Below are 16167 nucleotides of genomic sequence, written 5' to 3' on the forward strand. Positions count from 1 at the left end.
AAAAGAAGAAAAGCCGGAAGAACCGAAAGTAACAGAAGAGCCGAAAGAGCTAGAAAAGCCAGAAGTTACGGAGAAACCGGAAATTCATGTAGCACCAGAAGAAGAACAAAATAAAGAGGAAACAACAGAAGCGTTAAAAGAAGAAAAGCCGGAAGAACTGAAAGTAACAGAAGAGCTGAACAAGCCAGAAGTAAAAGAGCAACTAAAAGTTTCAAACAAACCAGAGGCTCAAGGTAAAGTAGAAGTAGAAAACAAACAAGATGTACAAAGTAAACATGAAGTACCATCTAGTAAAGAAAGTAATAAGCAATCAAAATTACTTCCTCAAACAGGTGGAACAGCAACTGAATCTATTTCTATCCTTGCAGGTATGTTCGCATTAATTTTGGGAGCGATGATGTTTAGACGCCAAAAAAATTAATGAATGTGAGAGCATTCATTTCTTATGTTTTTAGTTTGGGAACAGATGTATAGAAAAAAGCGGAGACGATAAGTCTCCGCTTTTTGTATTATTTACGTGAAAAACCTTCTTCATCAAGGTATTCCGCAGCTTCTGGATAAGAGTTGAATGTACCGTCTAAGTTTACACCAGCGTACACGTTCCACATATCATCCTCTTGAATAAGAGTTAGGATGTGGCCATCTTCGTTCTTCCATTCTTCTTCTGCAGCAGGTTCCATTGGTGTAACAATTTCTTCTGGCTCCTGTGATAGACGTTCAATTACTTTTTCAATTAATGAACGCAGTTCTTCTTCTGAAAACTCACGGATGTTAATCATGCCTTTATCATCTGTTTTATAACCTTTAATGAAGTTTGCATATACAAAGCCGTTTCCATTTGGATGTAAGTGATAAACAACGTTCTTTTTATCTAAACGACTTTCTTCAAAGTGAAAGTTCACGCGTTTTAATGATACGTTTTTTCTTTCTAATTCAGGGAAAGATTCAATAATCGATAATTTTTCTTCAAAAGTTAGCATAGTGCCTCCAAATATATAATAAAAGATTTAATTTATCTATTATAGCATAGTTATAATAGTTTCCAAAGATGCGGTAGGCACTTGCAATTGAATGCGTTTACGTCACGATACTGTAAAAAGTGGACTAACGAATATATTCTTTTAGGTGTACAATGGAACGTGGACTTAATATGAAGGTGGTTATTTATATGTTTCAAAAAATAGCAAAGGAATGTTTAGCTGGTTTTACTGTTGCGATTGTTGCGTTGCCACTTGCCATTGCATTTGGTATTGCTGCAACGGGAACGTCTGAGGGAGCACTAGTCGGATTGTATGGTGCGATTTTTGCAGGTTTATTTGCGGCGTTATTTGGTGGTACACCGGGTCAGGTTACGGGGCCAACTGGACCGATTACGGTTATTGCAACAGGGGTTATTGCGACGCACGGGTTAGAGGCGAGTTTTATAGCCTTTATGATGGCGGGGCTATTTCAAATTTTATTCGGTGTATGTAAGCTTGGCTCTTACGTGCGATATATTCCGTATCCTGTCGTTTCAGGATTTATGAACGGAATCGCATTAATTATTATTTTAGGTGAAATAAAGCATGTGCAAAATAGTTTTCTACTCGTAGTATTAACGATTATTGTAATGATTGTTTCTGGAAAATGGATTAAGGCTATTCCATCTAGTTTAGTTGCATTAGTCGGTGTGACTGCTTTGCTTCCTTTATTTTCTTCTGCGTTAGAAGGGCTTACAGTGAAGTTACCAATTATCGGCAACCTATCATTAAATAAGGTGATTGAAAAGATTGGGACGATTCCAGAAGCGATGCCGACGCTTCATATTCCATCTTTAAGTGGAACAGGCATCGCAGAACTTATTTTACCAGCGCTTAGTATTGCTTTATTAGGATCGATTGACTCGTTGTTAACATCGGTCGTAATGGATAATGTGACGGGGACACGTCATAAAAGTAATAAAGAACTGGTCGGACAAGGTATCGGTAATATGGTGAGCGGATTGTTTGGCGGATTAGCAGGGGCAGGAGCGACTGTAAGGTCTATCGTTAATATAAGAAGCGGTGGTAAAACGGCGCTTTCAGCATGTATGCATAGTGTTATATTATTTATTTTCATTATGGGACTTGGATCGGTCGTACAGTACATTCCACTTGCTGTATTATCAGGTATTTTAATTTTAACTGGTATCGGCATGTTTGATTGGGAAAGCATGAAGAAAATGCATGTAGCACCAAAAGGTGATGTCATTGTTATGCTCGTAACGATGGTTGTCACAGTGAAGTTTGATTTAATGATTGCTGTTGCGTTCGGTATTATTCTTTCGTTCATTATATACATGGTGAAATGTAAAGAACGTAAAGCTTCTATTGTAGAAGAAAAGGAAGCGACGTATAAAATTAAAGGCCCACTTTCTTTCCTAACAGTGGACCGCATTTTTTATGCTTTACAAGACGTAAAGTCTCCAGTTGTTTTATGTATGAAAGATGTGCGCTATATAGATGTATCAGGAGCTATGGCATTGTTAAACTTTGTTGAGCAGTCGGATAAAGTAGGTGCGAGTGTGACACTTGAACAATTGCATCCGAGTATTGAACAAATAATCGTGACGATGGCAAGTGATGAGCAGAGGGAACAATTACAATTCTTAAAGGTAAAAACAAGTTAGAGATAAGAACCCTCACGTGATAAAATGTGAGGGTTCCTGATTATTCGCATATGCATGCATTTAATTTGAATATCTGGATGTTATACGTCTGTTGACAATTGCTACACTTAGCAGTATAGTAACCTTTTAGATTAGCAGTATGCTATCGTGATAAGTGTAAGAATTTTAAGATTTCTTTACGCTGAAAAGAAATCGCTTTAAGCTGGAGGGAATATTTGATGTACAAACAGTTACCACATGGAGTAAAAGTCGGGATTACACGTTCAATCGTTGCTTCTTTTGAGAAGTATATGCAGGAAATTGAATGGAACGAAGAAAAGTTTGACATACAACAATTTGTTGAACAGTGGAAACAATATTTATATACAAAATCAACTTGGATTAATAAAGTTGATGACAAGTTGAAAGAACATCCAGATTTCCATCAAGCGTTAGCAGTGAAGGTGAATGAAAAAATTAACGAGCTTATTAATGAAGAGCCGACTGAAGAGCAATTAAAAATTTTAAAAGATCACGAAGTAAAAAATATAGATGATTTTTGTAAGTTGGAAGCAGCGTATCATATTGAACGTTTGTAGTTGAAATACATAACATTTTACATAAAAAACAAGTCGTATAGGAAGAAAATACGACTTGTTTTTATTTTGATTTATTTTGGAACAAATGCAGTCCATGTTGATAAATCAATATCTTGTTGGGCTACTACAGTTGTAGGGAAAGTAAATGTCCACGGTTTTGTTGAATTTGCTTTTATTTCAAAGTTCTTCAGATTGAAGCTACCTGTTGCAATGACGTTTCCAGTCGCATCTGAGATGTGAAGAGGAAGCTGTTCTATTGTAATATTTCGGTTGTGACCATTACGTAATAAGATTGTTGTATGTAAACCGTTATTTTCTGCTATACGAGCTTGTAATCCTAAGAAATTAAGTTCATTTTCTTTAGGCGGTGTTAGGCCTGCAACAATTTCTTTTAATTTATCTTTCGCAGAATCTGCTAGTTGTGCTGCCCAAGCAGGATCTAAATCTAAAGTATGTTCTTTATCAAATTCAAATGCTAATTGCCAATCTTCAGCAGACAATTTAGCATCTGTCATTGTAGATTCTTCAAAGGTAAATGTCCATGGCATATTCACATTTGAAGGAATATTTTCTAAGTTTGATAGATCAAATGTTTTACGTGCGCAAATCTCATCGTCTTTATTTAATAGCAACAAAGTAATTGTTTCGAACGAAATAGGTTGCGTGACACTATTTCGAATGAATGTTGTAATATAATACGTGTGATCACGTCGTTCAGCCTCGATACCAGCCAATGAAATTTGATTTTCTTGTAAGCTAGGTAATGACTTATGTAAAAATTGATAAATATATTTTTGTTCTTGCGCAACCTCACCCCATGAAGGGTGGAAGTAAAGCGTAGGTTTTACGTTTGTACTTTTCAGTGGAGTTTCTTCTCCACCTAATAATTGAGAACTAGAAACGACAGTATCTTTTCCTTTTTTCTTTCCTCTTTTTAAAAATGATAACATGCAATTCACCTCATTATACATTTTGTGGAACTTTTAAGTATCGTGCAAGATATAAAACCATTTCTTTCTCGAAATGACTATACGTTTGTAAGAAAATTTCAAGAGCTTCTTTTTGATAAAGGCGTATTGGATCTTCTTGTTGATATTGTCTTAGTCCAATACCTTCTTTTAAATGTTGCATTGCACTTAAGTGATTTGTCCAATTTGAATCAAGGAAGTGTAGACCTAATTGACGTAATGCATGTTGTGCACCCGTATTATTTTCTAAATTTTTAATACGCTCTACATAATTTGAAATACTATCCTTTAATAAGATATGTAAATCCTCGATAGAGTGGACATTATTTGCTGATAATGAAGGGATTTCCTCGTCTGATAATAAGGCTTCTATCTCTTCTGTTAAACTCGCATAATCCCATTCTTCTGGAAGCATACCTTCTATTAAATATCTTTGTGCCACTGCATTTACCGCATGTTCAATCATTGGGATGATAGTCTCTATCATATTTGTTTCTGCGTTTAAAAGGTTATTACGAAGTTTATAGATGACATTTCGTTGATCGTTAGTCACATCATCTAATTTCAAGTTGAATTCTCGTATTCCATAATGACCGCCTTCACAAATTAATTGTGTACGGTTTACGAAATCGTGAATTTTTTGAGTTAGAATGAGACCATTTTGATCAACTTTAAGTGATTTTTTTAATTTATCTACCTTTTCACCTGCGAAACGTTGAATCATCTCATCTTCTAATGAAAGGAAGAATTGGGAACTTCCAGGATCACCTTGTCGACCCGCTCTACCTTTTAATTGATTATCAACGCGGCGAGATTCATGTCTTTCTGTTCCTATTACATGTAAACCACCAAGTTCATGAATACCTTTTTCTAATAGAATATCAGTCCCGCGTCCGGCCATATTTGTAGCAATAGTAATTTGCCCTTTTTTCCCGGCTAGGGCAATTAAATCAGCTTCTTGCTCGGCGCTTTTTGCATTTAATAGTTGATAAGATAATTTTGCTTCATCTAAATAACGTGCAACTGTTTCAGATTGAAGGATGGACATCGTACCAATTAAAATAGGGCGCTGTTTTTTATGTATATGTAGTACTTCTTCACGGACCGCTTTATATTTTTCATCAGCAGTAACGTAGATAACGTCTTGTTTATCCTCGCGAATGATAGGGCGATTCGTTGGGATTGAAATAACTTCCATATTGTAAACGCGGTTAAATTCTTTTTCTTCTGTTTTTGCTGTACCAGTCATACCAGATAATGACGGATACATACGGAAGAAGTTTTGAATTGTAATAGATGCTTGTGTTTGATTCTCATCTGTAATCTGTAAGCCTTCTTTCGCTTCAAGCGCTTGGTGTAATCCATCGCTTAAAGAACGACCATCCATAATACGTCCCGTGAAAATATCAACGAGCATGATTTTCTCATCCTCGACAATATAGTCTACATCAAGTTGGAAAGCAACATTTGCACGTAATGCTTGAATCATATAATGATATAAAGTTTGATGTTCTAAATCATACAAATTATCAATATCAAATAAGTCTTCAATCTTTGTAATGCCATCTTCTGTGAAACTACATGTTTTTGTTTCTGCATCAAAAATATAATGCTCTGTATCTTGGAAGGTTTTCATTACCTTTGCGCATAAATGGTGAAAATCAGAACTACTTGATTTCTTTCCGGCAATGATAAGAGGTGTTTTCGCTTCGTCAATTAAAACGCTATCAATCTCATCAATAATAGCAAAGTGATATGGGCGCTGCACTTGTTCTGCCTTAGATGATGCCATATTATCGCGAAGATAGTCGAAACCAAACTCAGTCCCAATTCCGTATGTAATATCAGCTTCATAAGCTTGTTTTTTATCAATAGATGCCATTTTTCCCGTATTTAATCCAACTGTTAAGCCGAGAAATTCATGGACTTGTCCAATTAATTCTTTATCACGTTTCGCTAAATAATCATTTACTGTAATAACGTGAACGCCTTTTTTCTCAAGAGCACGTACGTACGTAGGTAAAGAGGAAACGAGAGTTTTTCCTTCCCCTGTAGGCATTTCAGCGATGTTTCCTTCTAGTAATACAAGGCCGCCGATTAACTGTACATCGTAATGACGAAGACCAAGAACTCGTTTTGCAGCCTCTCGAACGACAGCAAATGCCTCTATTTTTATATCGTCAACTGTTTTTCCATTTTGCAACATATGTTGAAAAGTAGCAGTTTTTTGGCGTAATTCATCATCTGATAATGTTTCCATTACAGATTCTAATTGATTAATATCATTCACAAGTTGTTCATAATTTTTAATCTTTCTTTTTTGTGAATCTCCCAACAACTTCTTGACCGAATTCAGCATTCTTGTAACACTCCTCTTACTGACAATAGATACATTATAGTATAGTTATACTAGAAAAAAGTAGAAATGGAAAGTGGTAGGAAGTTTGAGTGAAATCGTTTTGTGAGTAAGTATACTTTCGTTTTGTTGTAAAAAAGAAAGTATTCAATATATAAGAAATTTGGTATGATAATTTAATGAGATAAAATATGGTCTCTATAATTCGTAACAATACATTTAAGAATATATGTAAAAAAGAAAAGAGAAGGTACATGAATAAGAAGTTTGTAAAAGGTGCAGCAATTTTAACAATTACAACTTTTTTGTCGAAATTGCTTGGTAGTTTTTTTCAAATTCCGTTACAAAATATTGCAGGAGATGAAGTGCTTGGTATTTTCCGCCTCGTGTTTCCTGTATATATGATTGCTCTCACATTGTCAGTAGCTGGTGTTCCGCTAGCAATTTCAAAACTGATTGCAGAGTTAAAAGAAAAAAATAAAGAAACAGAAATTGCAAAATTATTTAAATCTGCATCGATTATAGGAATGGCTTTTGGTGCATTTGGATGTTTGGTGATTATATTATTTTCTACTGAAATGGCAAGTATGCTTGGTGGACAAGAAACGAGGGTGCCCTTACTGGTTACGTCATCCGCGTTACTCGTTGCACCATATATGGCGGTTTATCGTGGTTATTTTCAAGGATTCGGTGATATGAAACCGACGGGGATTTCACAAGTCATTGAGCAATTTGTACGAGTATTTTTTATGTTAATCATCGCTTATATATTAGTACATTGGAATGAAAGTAGTGCTGTTATTACTAGTGGGGCAATGGTAGGATCTTTTCTTGGGGTAATAAGTTCGCTTATATATTTACGTATGACGTACAATAAAAGTTCATACCGATATAAGAGCAACTCGTATTCACTGCAAGATTTGAAAAAAGATGGAAAGAAAATATTGCAAGTATCTATTCCAATTGCTATTGGAGCTTTATCCATGCCACTTTTAAATTTGGTGGATTCGCTAACAGTGCCGCACGTGCTGCAAGGATCGTCAGCCGAAATTCAAGCGCAATTTGGTATATATAGCCGCGGTTCTGCGTTTACACAATTAATCGTTGTTTTCGCAAGCGCAATTGTATTTCCATTAATACCATTATTAACGTCTGCGCTAGCAAAAAAAGATATGAATTTAGCAAAAACGACAGTTCAAAATACGAATTCAATTATGCATGTGCTAACAGCCCCGTTAACGATATGGTTAATTGCATTAACGGTTCCGTTAAATGTGGGATTGTTTACAGATGCGAAAGGAAGCAGTATGTTAGCTGTTATGATTGGTAGTTCGTATTTTACATCGGTTATGGTATTATCAATAGGAGTTTTACAAGGAATTAATCGCTCTGCCCAAGCTGCTTGGATTGTTATTGGCGCAAGTTTTGTGAAATGTTTCTTAAACATAGTATTAACAAAAAAGTTTGGCATAGATGGAGCGGCTTATAGTACATTGATTATATATGTGTTAATCTGTATCGTAAATCATCTGTACATTCGAAAATATCTTTCCTATTCTATTCATATAGGGAGATTTTTTATTGTAATAGGTGTATCTTGTATTTTAGGATTAGGATTATATGAACTATCTACTATGATAGATGTTACATCTTCAAGAATTATTGCGTTATTATATAGTGGTATAGCACTTGCTATTGCAATAATTTTGTATGCGGTATGTGCTTTGAAATTAAACTGGATATCAACAAAACAAATACCATTTTTGAAAAGATAAATATAGAGATATGAATTGTAAGGATTGGAATTCGGACGGGCTTATTGTGAAGATGCTTTTTTAGGTAAGGAGTTGGTGCCAATGATGGATGAAATGATTGGTTACCAAATGTTGGAGGAGATTAAGAGTGCGGTTAGTTTTATCAGGATATTATGGTTTTTATAACGTTGGAGACGAGGCTATTCTACAATCGATTATTGAATCGTTACATAAAGAGAATCCGAATATTGAACTCGTTGTGCTGTCAAATGACCCTGACTATACAAGGAAAATGTACGGAGTAGAAGCGGTGGATCGTTGGAGCATCAAATCGGTTTATGATGCAATAAAAAAAAGTGACGGGCTTATTAGTGGCGGAGGGAGTCTCCTCCAAGATAAAACGAGTGTAAAAAGTATTTTATATTATACGGGTATTATGTGGTTTGCTCGTATGTTAAAAAAACCATATTACATTTATTCACAAGGAATAGGTCCGATTACAAAAAGGCATAATCGACTATTAGTTAAATGGCATTTGTCGAAAGCTGCATATATATCAGTTCGCGATGAGGATTCATTTTTATACTTAAAAGAACTTGGCATGAAAAGGGATATTGAACTTGTTCCAGATCCAGTTTTAACATGGAAACGAAAAAAACAATCAGATTGGCTACAAAAACATTCTCTGCATGGGAAAATAATTGCAGTGAGTGTGCGTCACTGGAATGCAAAAGAAGATTATATAAAAAAGTTAGCGATTGCTTTGAAAAAATTAAAGCAAGAAGGGTACCAAATTTTATTCGTCCCGATGCATGGTCCGTTTGATCAAAATGCTTCGCGTGATGTAGTGGATTTAATGGGAGAAGAGACGTATATGCTTCCATATAAAATGGATATTGATGAGAAAATATCTATTTTATCAGAGTGTACCCTTTTAATTGGTATGCGTCTTCACGCTCTTATTTTTTCGGCTGTCGCGAAAACACCGATGGTTGGAATTTCATACGATCCAAAAATCGATTCATTTTTAAGACAAGTGAATCAGCCTGTTATAGGAAGTGTGGATGGAGACTGGAGTGCAGACGATTTATATAAAATTGCGAAAAAGCAAGTGACGCAACATGAAGAGATACAGCAATCCCTGCAAAGAAGGGTAGATGAGCTACAACTGCAAGGAGAACAAGCGGCGCAGAAAATTATTTATCATATAGAAAAAAACACTCTACAGAAAAAGTAGAGTGTTTTTTTGTTAGTGTATTTCTTTACGCCCTGAATCTTTCTTTTATATATTGTGTAATAAGATAGACACCGTACCCTTGTATAATCATAAATGTTGGGATGATAAAGTAGCGATAGCGCGATTGAATTTCAATGAAGAAGTGCACGCCCGCGTAACCTAAAATTAATAATGAGAAGAACAATAACGTTTTATTTCGTTGTTCTTTTATCGTTTTGATGGAAGCTATGCAAGCGAATATGCAAATGCTTACGTAACATAATTTTTCTAACGTCCACAGTAATTTTGATAATTCGGGTCTTGGATGTCCTTCTAATCCCCAATAAATGGCTGCGTCATAATCTCCCCACATAACTTTAAATTTATCTTTGAATAACAATAATAGTTGTCCTTTATCGGCAGTTCTTTCTTTAATGAGCTGTTTTTCAATTTCGAAACGTTCCTCGCCAATCGGATATTGAAAAACAAGTTTATGGTCAGGAAAAGAAAATCCACCTGTTGTTTCAGGATTGAATCCGACTACAAATTTCCAATAAGGGTCTCGACTAGATAATGGATATTGTGTAACCCCTGTAGCAATTAATGTATAGCTAAAGATGAAATGCACGATATAATACATGCCAATCATGCCAATTAGCTTTGATACAACCATTTTTTTATTCAGTGGTTGATCACCAATTATATGAGTGATCAGCAAGAAAAGAATGAGAGCTAGTAAAATAACAATACCAATCGGTCTCATAATATCGCCAAATGCAATAAGAATACTAACAAATATCCACGCATATGAATGCGAGATTCCTTTTTTTACGAGAAGATAAAAACCACCGTAGAATAGAAATGTTGCGAGATGCTGATTTGTTAGAACCGAAGTCATCATAATATTAGGAATGTACATTGCAAAAATAAGTGCGGCAACTCTGCCGCTAAATTCGTTAAATAGATGCGTAGCTATGCGATATATAAAGTACGTAATGCCAGTGCAGTACAGTATGTTTAATAATTTAATCGCTAGTACACCTTCGCCAAACAATTTGATGACACCAGCTTGGTACATTGTAAAGCCTAATTGATATACCCAAGTAGTAAAATATGCTTTGTTCGCAAATGAGAAATTGTTATTTGCTGCATCAACGGCTCCGTTATACATTTGTTCGAAATCTTGTATGACATTTGTTTGAATTGTTAACACCCATGCAAGACGAAGTGTGAACGCTAGTAGACAAATAAAGATGATAAATTGTGTTTGAGTGAAAAAACGATTCACGATGATAGACATGAATATGATACCGATTAGAACGACAATAAGTGCCACTATAAGGAAATAGGGATGATTGTACTTCGGTTCAGTTATTAAAAATTGCAATGAGTATATAAGAGTCATTACAAAAAATAACAATGTTAATATTTGCAGTGATTTAAATGCAAATGCATATAATCTAGGCATAATGATCCTCCGTAGTATGTAATATCTTTGTAGTTATTTCTATATAAACAGAAATAACTACGTCATTATATCATAAAGGATTTCACGGTTGTAAAAGGAATGGAGTACATAGGAAGATTAGTAGGATATATAATATTTTAATATAATAAAATACTTATTTTAAAAAGGATGTATGTTAATTTTTGTTTATCATGTTTATATAATTAGTATATAATCGGTGTTGGAATGATAAATTCGTAGATTATGAGGAGGATTACATAACCGTGAAGAAATTTTCAAAAGGTATTACAGCAGTTGCATTAACGGGGTCATTGCTTTTAACTCCTATTTCAAGTTATGCAGCGAGTGATGATATTACAGGTCATCTATTTGAGCAGCATATGCGTACTCTTATTAATAAAGGGATCATGTCAGGATATGGAAATGATGTATATTTACCTGACAAAGAGATAACGAGAGCAGAGTTTGCTACATTAGTAGCGAAAGCCCTGCAACTTCCACAAGCAGATTCGAATTTTAATGATGTGCCAAAAACATACGGCTTATATGACGGTGTAAGTAGAGCATTCGGAGCGGGAATTATTAAAGGGCGTAGTCCTGAGGCTTTTGCACCAAATGATGTGATTACACGTGAAGAAATGGCCGTAATGGTAAAACAGGCGCTAGATTATAAAAAGGTTAACGTAACTGTAAGTCCGCTTACATTTGCTGATACGAATCGTATTAACTATAAAGAACATGTACAAGTTATGGTAGCTACAGGGATTATTAAAGGTTATCCAGAAGATAATACGTTTAGACCGCATTTATCAGCGACAAGAGGTATGGCTTCGGCGATGCTGAACTTAATGCTTGATAAAATTGGTGGTGGAGAAACGCCTGTAGAAACAAAGAATTATGTGTTGTTAAATGATGCAGGGAAAGTAGTAGAGCGTTACACTACATATAAAGAAGCTGTTACAGCTGCACAAAATAAAGGCATCAATGCAGTGAAGTATGAAAATGAATATGTATGGATTAAAGATGGCTTTGCAGCGGCGAAGCAAATTTCTGGAGATACAATTAATGTTTATGGTGATAATTTAAAAACAGTATATACATATATTCAGTATGGAACGGAATTTAAAGTGTTAGAAGTTGGAGAAGATCGTGTGAAAGTACAACTCTCTGATTTAACAGGTTATGTGAAGAAAAATGAAGTCACTTTAATTCCTGAAAATGAAATGAAGAAGTCATCTTATTACGTAAAACCAGATGGATATTTATATCACAGATATTTCACGTATAATACAAGCTCACCTGGATATACAGAATATAGATTTGGTGCAGCCCCTTCGTTCATGAAGCAAGGACAATCAATGTATAGTGTAGATGGAAAAACATTCGGAAATGAAACGTTCTATCAATATTTTAATTACGTATCATTACGTTCTAAAACAGAGTACACGGCAGAACAATTAGATAGTTATGTAAAGTCAGTTAGACCAGATTCGCCACTAATCGGTTTAGGAAAGAAATTTAAAGAAGTAGAAAGTAAGTATAATGTAAATGCATTATTCTTATATTCATTAGCAGTTCATGAAAGTTTATATGGAACAAGCGATCTTGCAAGAGATAAAAATAACTTATTTGGCTTAAATGCAACGGATAATAATCCATTTGGTAACGGTAAAACATTCAATTCCAAAGAGGATTGTATTGAAGATGCTGCAAAAGTATACATGAGTGAAGGATATTTAAATCCAGGACATTGGCGCTATACGGCAACATATACAGGTGATAAAGCTGGCGGTTTAAATATGAAATATGCATCTGATGCAAACTGGGGTAAAAAAGTAGCAGGGCATATGTTCCGTTTTGATTCTTACTTAGGTAAAAAAGAGTACAACAAATATAAGCTTGCTCGTGTAACGAATAAGGTGGAAGCGAAAAAAGATCCTCGTACGTCGAATGAACGACTGTATAACTTAGCGGCAAATAAAGTTGTTACGATTACAGGCGAAGAAACGATAAATGGACAAGCATGGGTTAAAATCATTTCTGATGATCCTGCTGTAAATGAAGCGTATGTTGCAAAAGAAAATGTAGAGTACGTAAAACACTAATAAAGAAAAAAACAAAAAGACTGATCACCTAGATGATCAGTCTTTTTGTTTGTCGAATAAAATAAATGAATGTTATTTTATTACATTAAAATGAAAACAATCCCACTTTATTCAAAAAAATAACAAATAATTCGACAAAATAACAAAAATAAAGCGCATTATTGTCGAAGAGTGTCGATAATTTTAAAAAGTGTAAATTATCATTTCATTTATATTGTGTGCTATAATTCTATTTGTATATTAAATATAAGCGATGTATATACGTTTACATATTAGAAAAGTTGATAAATATATAATTCGACAAAGAATTTGAATTTGTCGAATTATGCGATAAGAAATTCTTTTAAAAAAAAGAATTATGACGTATTATATACATGGTTTAACTTTTTGGAAAAAGATAGTATTTATTATGGCTAATAAACTACTATTCTTCAAAAAGTGTTTGTAGATTAATATATGAATTTAGTAAATCACTAGTTTTTCAAATACATATTTCTAAAGCTAGTATTATATTTCTCAAGGAGGAAATAAATCAATGGCAAAAAATAAGTCTTTTAACAAATTAATGGCTGGTACAATGACAGCTGCAATGGTAGCGGGAGTAGTAGCTCCAGTTGCTGCATCTGCACAAGAAAACGTATTTAAGGACGTTCCAAGTGGTCAGTGGTATTCAAAAGCAATCAATGAAATGGCTGCAAAAGGAATCATCTCAGGTATGGAGAACGGTATATTTGGTTTAGGTCAAGATGTAACTCGTGCTCAAGTAGCTACTTTCATGGTAAAAGCGAAAGACATTACACCTAATTCAACAAAAACTTCATTTACAGATGTAGATGTAAATGAATGGTATGCTAAATACGTTTCAGCTGCTGAAACTAACAAAATCATGGCTGGTATTGGCGACAATAAATTCGGACCAAAAGATCAGTTAACTCGTGCACAAATGGCACAAATTCTTGTTAACGCATACGGCTTCAAAGCTGATGAAAACAACAAGAAAACTTTCAATGACATCGATGGTTTATCTTGGGCAACTGCAAAATCTTCAATCGAGACTCTTGCAAGCCTAGGTCTTATCTCTGGTTACGGTGATGGCACATTCCAACCAAACAAAGTTGTATCTCGTGAGGAAGCTGCTCAGTTCATTTACAATGCAATGAACTACAACAAACAACCAGAAGCAAAAGTTGTTTCTGCAACTCCAATCAATGCTAAACAAGTAGAAGTTAAATTCGGTACTGAACTTAACAAAGATGAAGTTAAACCAGAATTGTTCATTTTAAACAATAAAGCCGCTACAGACGTTAAAGTTTCTAGCGACAACAAAACAGTTGTGGTAACTTTCGCTGAATTAAACGGTGCTAAAGATGCTGTGTTAGTTGTAGAACCTGTTGCAACGAAAGCAGATGCTAAAGTGAAAACTGCTAGACATTCACAAACTCTTACTTATACAGATACAGCTCGCCCAGAAGTTAAAGGTGTAGAATATGTAAATGCAAACACTGCTAAAGTTTTATTCTCTGAGCCAATTAAAACAGTTGGTAATGTAACTGGTACGCAAGGTGCTGCTGTATTTACTGACGAAGATAACAAATTTAAAGAAGGTCAAGATTTTGTACTTATTAATCTAGCTGACGTTAAAGAAAACACTGAAGTTGTAGTAACAATCGTTGGTGCTACTGACTTTGCTGGTAACTTAATTTCTCCAAACCCAGCAAAAGTAAAAATGAAAAAACAAGCGATCGATAAAACTGCACCAAAAGTAACAGGTGTAGAAGCTGTTTCTAACAACCAATTAAAAGTAACATTCTCTAAAGACTTTACAGCAACAGCATTAGAGGCAAAAGGTGAGACAGATAAGGGTATCACTGTAAACGGTAAAAAAGTAGAGAAAGTTGAAATGGATAAAGACAACAGCAAAGTTGCTTACGTAACAGCTAACTTAGTTGATGGTATTAATGATTTCGTAGTTAATGCTGGTACTGCTGATAGCAACGGTGCTAAATTAGAAAAAAATTATGAAAAACAAGTAATTGTTACTCTTAAAGAAGATAAAGTAGCTCCAGAACTAGTTAAGCATGAAGTTGTAACTGAAGATAAAAAACAAGTTCTTGTATTAACTTACAATGAAGATGTAAAATTAGATACTACAAAACTTCCAGAAGCAGGTACTGTAATTAAGGATTATGTAACTACAACGCCTAACTTTGATGTTACAGCTGCAGTAGATAGCAAAAACAAAAAAGTTGTTAAAATTGATTTATCAAAATTAGCAACTGGAAAATGGACAGTTGATTTAGGTGCAGGATTTACTACAGATGCTTCTGCTAATGCAACAAAAGCAAAATCACTTACTTTTGATGTAGGTACAGTTAAAGATGAAGTTAAAGAACTTACTTACAGCGTAGCTCCTGAGACTACAAAAAATGAAGTAATCATTACATTTGCTGGTCAAGTTGACGGCGCTTCAGCTACAAATGCAGCAAACTATGCAATCGAAGGTGCAAAAGTAGAAAAAGCTGTATTAACTAAAAATGAAGCTAAAGAAGCTACAGTAAAACTTACATTAAAAGCTAATTCAGTAGAAGCTACTGGTAAATATGCTGTATCTGTAAACGGTGTTAAAGATAGCACGAAATCTGTAGAAGCAAAAGCTGGTGAAAATGCTAATCTATACGTTGAACTTACTGAAAACGTAGCTCCAACAGTAGAAAAAGCTGAGCTTAAAAATGGTAAAGATTTAGAGATTACTTTCAGCGAAGCTGTTACGAATGTTGACGCTGCAGACTTCATCGTTCTTCTTGATGGAAAAAATGTTGCTGAGCTAGAAACAAAAATTACTGTAGGGGAACCTAAAGTAGAAGGTTCTACAGTTAAATACACGTTTGATCGTGCATTAGACAGCAAAGAACTTGCTAAAACACTTACAGTAAAACCTAATAAAGACGGCGTTAAAGTTACTGATGAAAAAGGTAACCCACTAGCTGCTTTCGAAAGCATTACTGTTAAAAACATCATTAAGTAATATATAATGATAAAAAAAGCGTTTCAAAGGTAGCTGAATAGCTACTTTTG

The 16167-nt window shown here is 34.7% G+C and carries 11 protein-coding genes; 7 read left to right on the forward strand and 4 right to left on the reverse strand.

Annotated elements, in window-relative coordinates:
• A partial coding sequence (locus KVT31_RS09745; protein ID WP_254637171.1) for an LPXTG cell wall anchor domain-containing protein occupies window positions 1-421 on the forward strand: 421 nt, incomplete at its 5' end.
• Between the two features lie 88 nt (window positions 422-509).
• Here the strand turns inward: KVT31_RS09745 and KVT31_RS09750 are convergent.
• Entirely contained in the window at window positions 510-980 is a 471-nt protein-coding gene (locus tag KVT31_RS09750) for a hypothetical protein (protein WP_000955002.1), read from the reverse strand.
• A 188-nt stretch (window positions 981-1168) separates the two neighbouring features.
• Between KVT31_RS09750 and KVT31_RS09755 the strand changes: the two genes are divergently transcribed.
• Together KVT31_RS09755 and KVT31_RS09760 are read left to right on the forward strand one after the other, a co-directional pair.
• On the forward strand, window positions 1169-2647 hold the full coding sequence (locus tag KVT31_RS09755) for a SulP family inorganic anion transporter (RefSeq protein WP_088095316.1): 1479 nt from the start codon (window positions 1169-1171) through the stop codon (window positions 2645-2647).
• 218 nt (window positions 2648-2865) lie between these two features.
• A complete protein-coding gene (locus tag KVT31_RS09760) occupies window positions 2866-3225 on the forward strand; it encodes a hypothetical protein (RefSeq protein ID WP_140392364.1) in 360 nt (119 codons plus the stop codon).
• Between the two features lie 71 nt (window positions 3226-3296).
• Here KVT31_RS09760 and KVT31_RS09765 read toward each other — a convergent pair whose 3' ends face one another.
• Complete coding sequence (locus KVT31_RS09765; RefSeq protein ID WP_088095318.1) at window positions 3297-4175, reverse strand: accessory Sec system S-layer assembly protein; 879 nt, start codon at window positions 4173-4175, stop codon at window positions 3297-3299.
• Between the two features lie 13 nt (window positions 4176-4188).
• On the reverse strand, window positions 4189-6552 hold the full coding sequence (secA2, locus tag KVT31_RS09770; RefSeq protein ID WP_088095319.1) for an accessory Sec system translocase SecA2: 2364 nt from the start codon (window positions 6550-6552) through the stop codon (window positions 4189-4191).
• 251 nt (window positions 6553-6803) lie between these two features.
• On the opposite strand from secA2, the gene KVT31_RS09775 reads away from it, so the two are divergent.
• Complete coding sequence (locus KVT31_RS09775; RefSeq protein ID WP_088095320.1) at window positions 6804-8324, forward strand: putative polysaccharide biosynthesis protein; 1521 nt, start codon at window positions 6804-6806, stop codon at window positions 8322-8324.
• Between the two features lie 127 nt (window positions 8325-8451).
• Complete coding sequence (gene csaB, locus KVT31_RS09780) at window positions 8452-9540, forward strand: polysaccharide pyruvyl transferase CsaB (protein WP_088095321.1); 1089 nt, start codon at window positions 8452-8454, stop codon at window positions 9538-9540.
• 25 nt (window positions 9541-9565) lie between these two features.
• Here the strand turns inward: csaB and KVT31_RS09785 are convergent, their stop codons facing one another.
• Complete coding sequence (locus tag KVT31_RS09785) at window positions 9566-10987, reverse strand: glycosyltransferase family 39 protein (RefSeq protein ID WP_140392365.1); 1422 nt, start codon at window positions 10985-10987, stop codon at window positions 9566-9568.
• A gap of 263 nt (window positions 10988-11250) precedes the next feature.
• Here KVT31_RS09785 and KVT31_RS09790 point away from each other — a divergent pair, with 263 nt between their 5' ends.
• Both KVT31_RS09790 and KVT31_RS09795 read left to right on the forward strand, forming a co-directional pair.
• Window positions 11251-13092, forward strand: coding sequence for an S-layer homology domain-containing protein (locus tag KVT31_RS09790; RefSeq protein WP_088095322.1), 1842 nt, complete (start codon window positions 11251-11253; stop codon window positions 13090-13092).
• A gap of 535 nt (window positions 13093-13627) precedes the next feature.
• On the forward strand, window positions 13628-16117 hold the full coding sequence (locus KVT31_RS09795; RefSeq protein ID WP_088095323.1) for an S-layer homology domain-containing protein: 2490 nt from the start codon (window positions 13628-13630) through the stop codon (window positions 16115-16117).
• Window positions 16118-16167: the final 50 nt, after the last annotated feature.

The organism is Bacillus sp. GbtcB14 (assembly GCF_019091205.1).
Classification (GTDB): Bacteria; Bacillota; Bacilli; order Bacillales; family Bacillaceae_G; genus Bacillus_A; species Bacillus_A cereus_AG.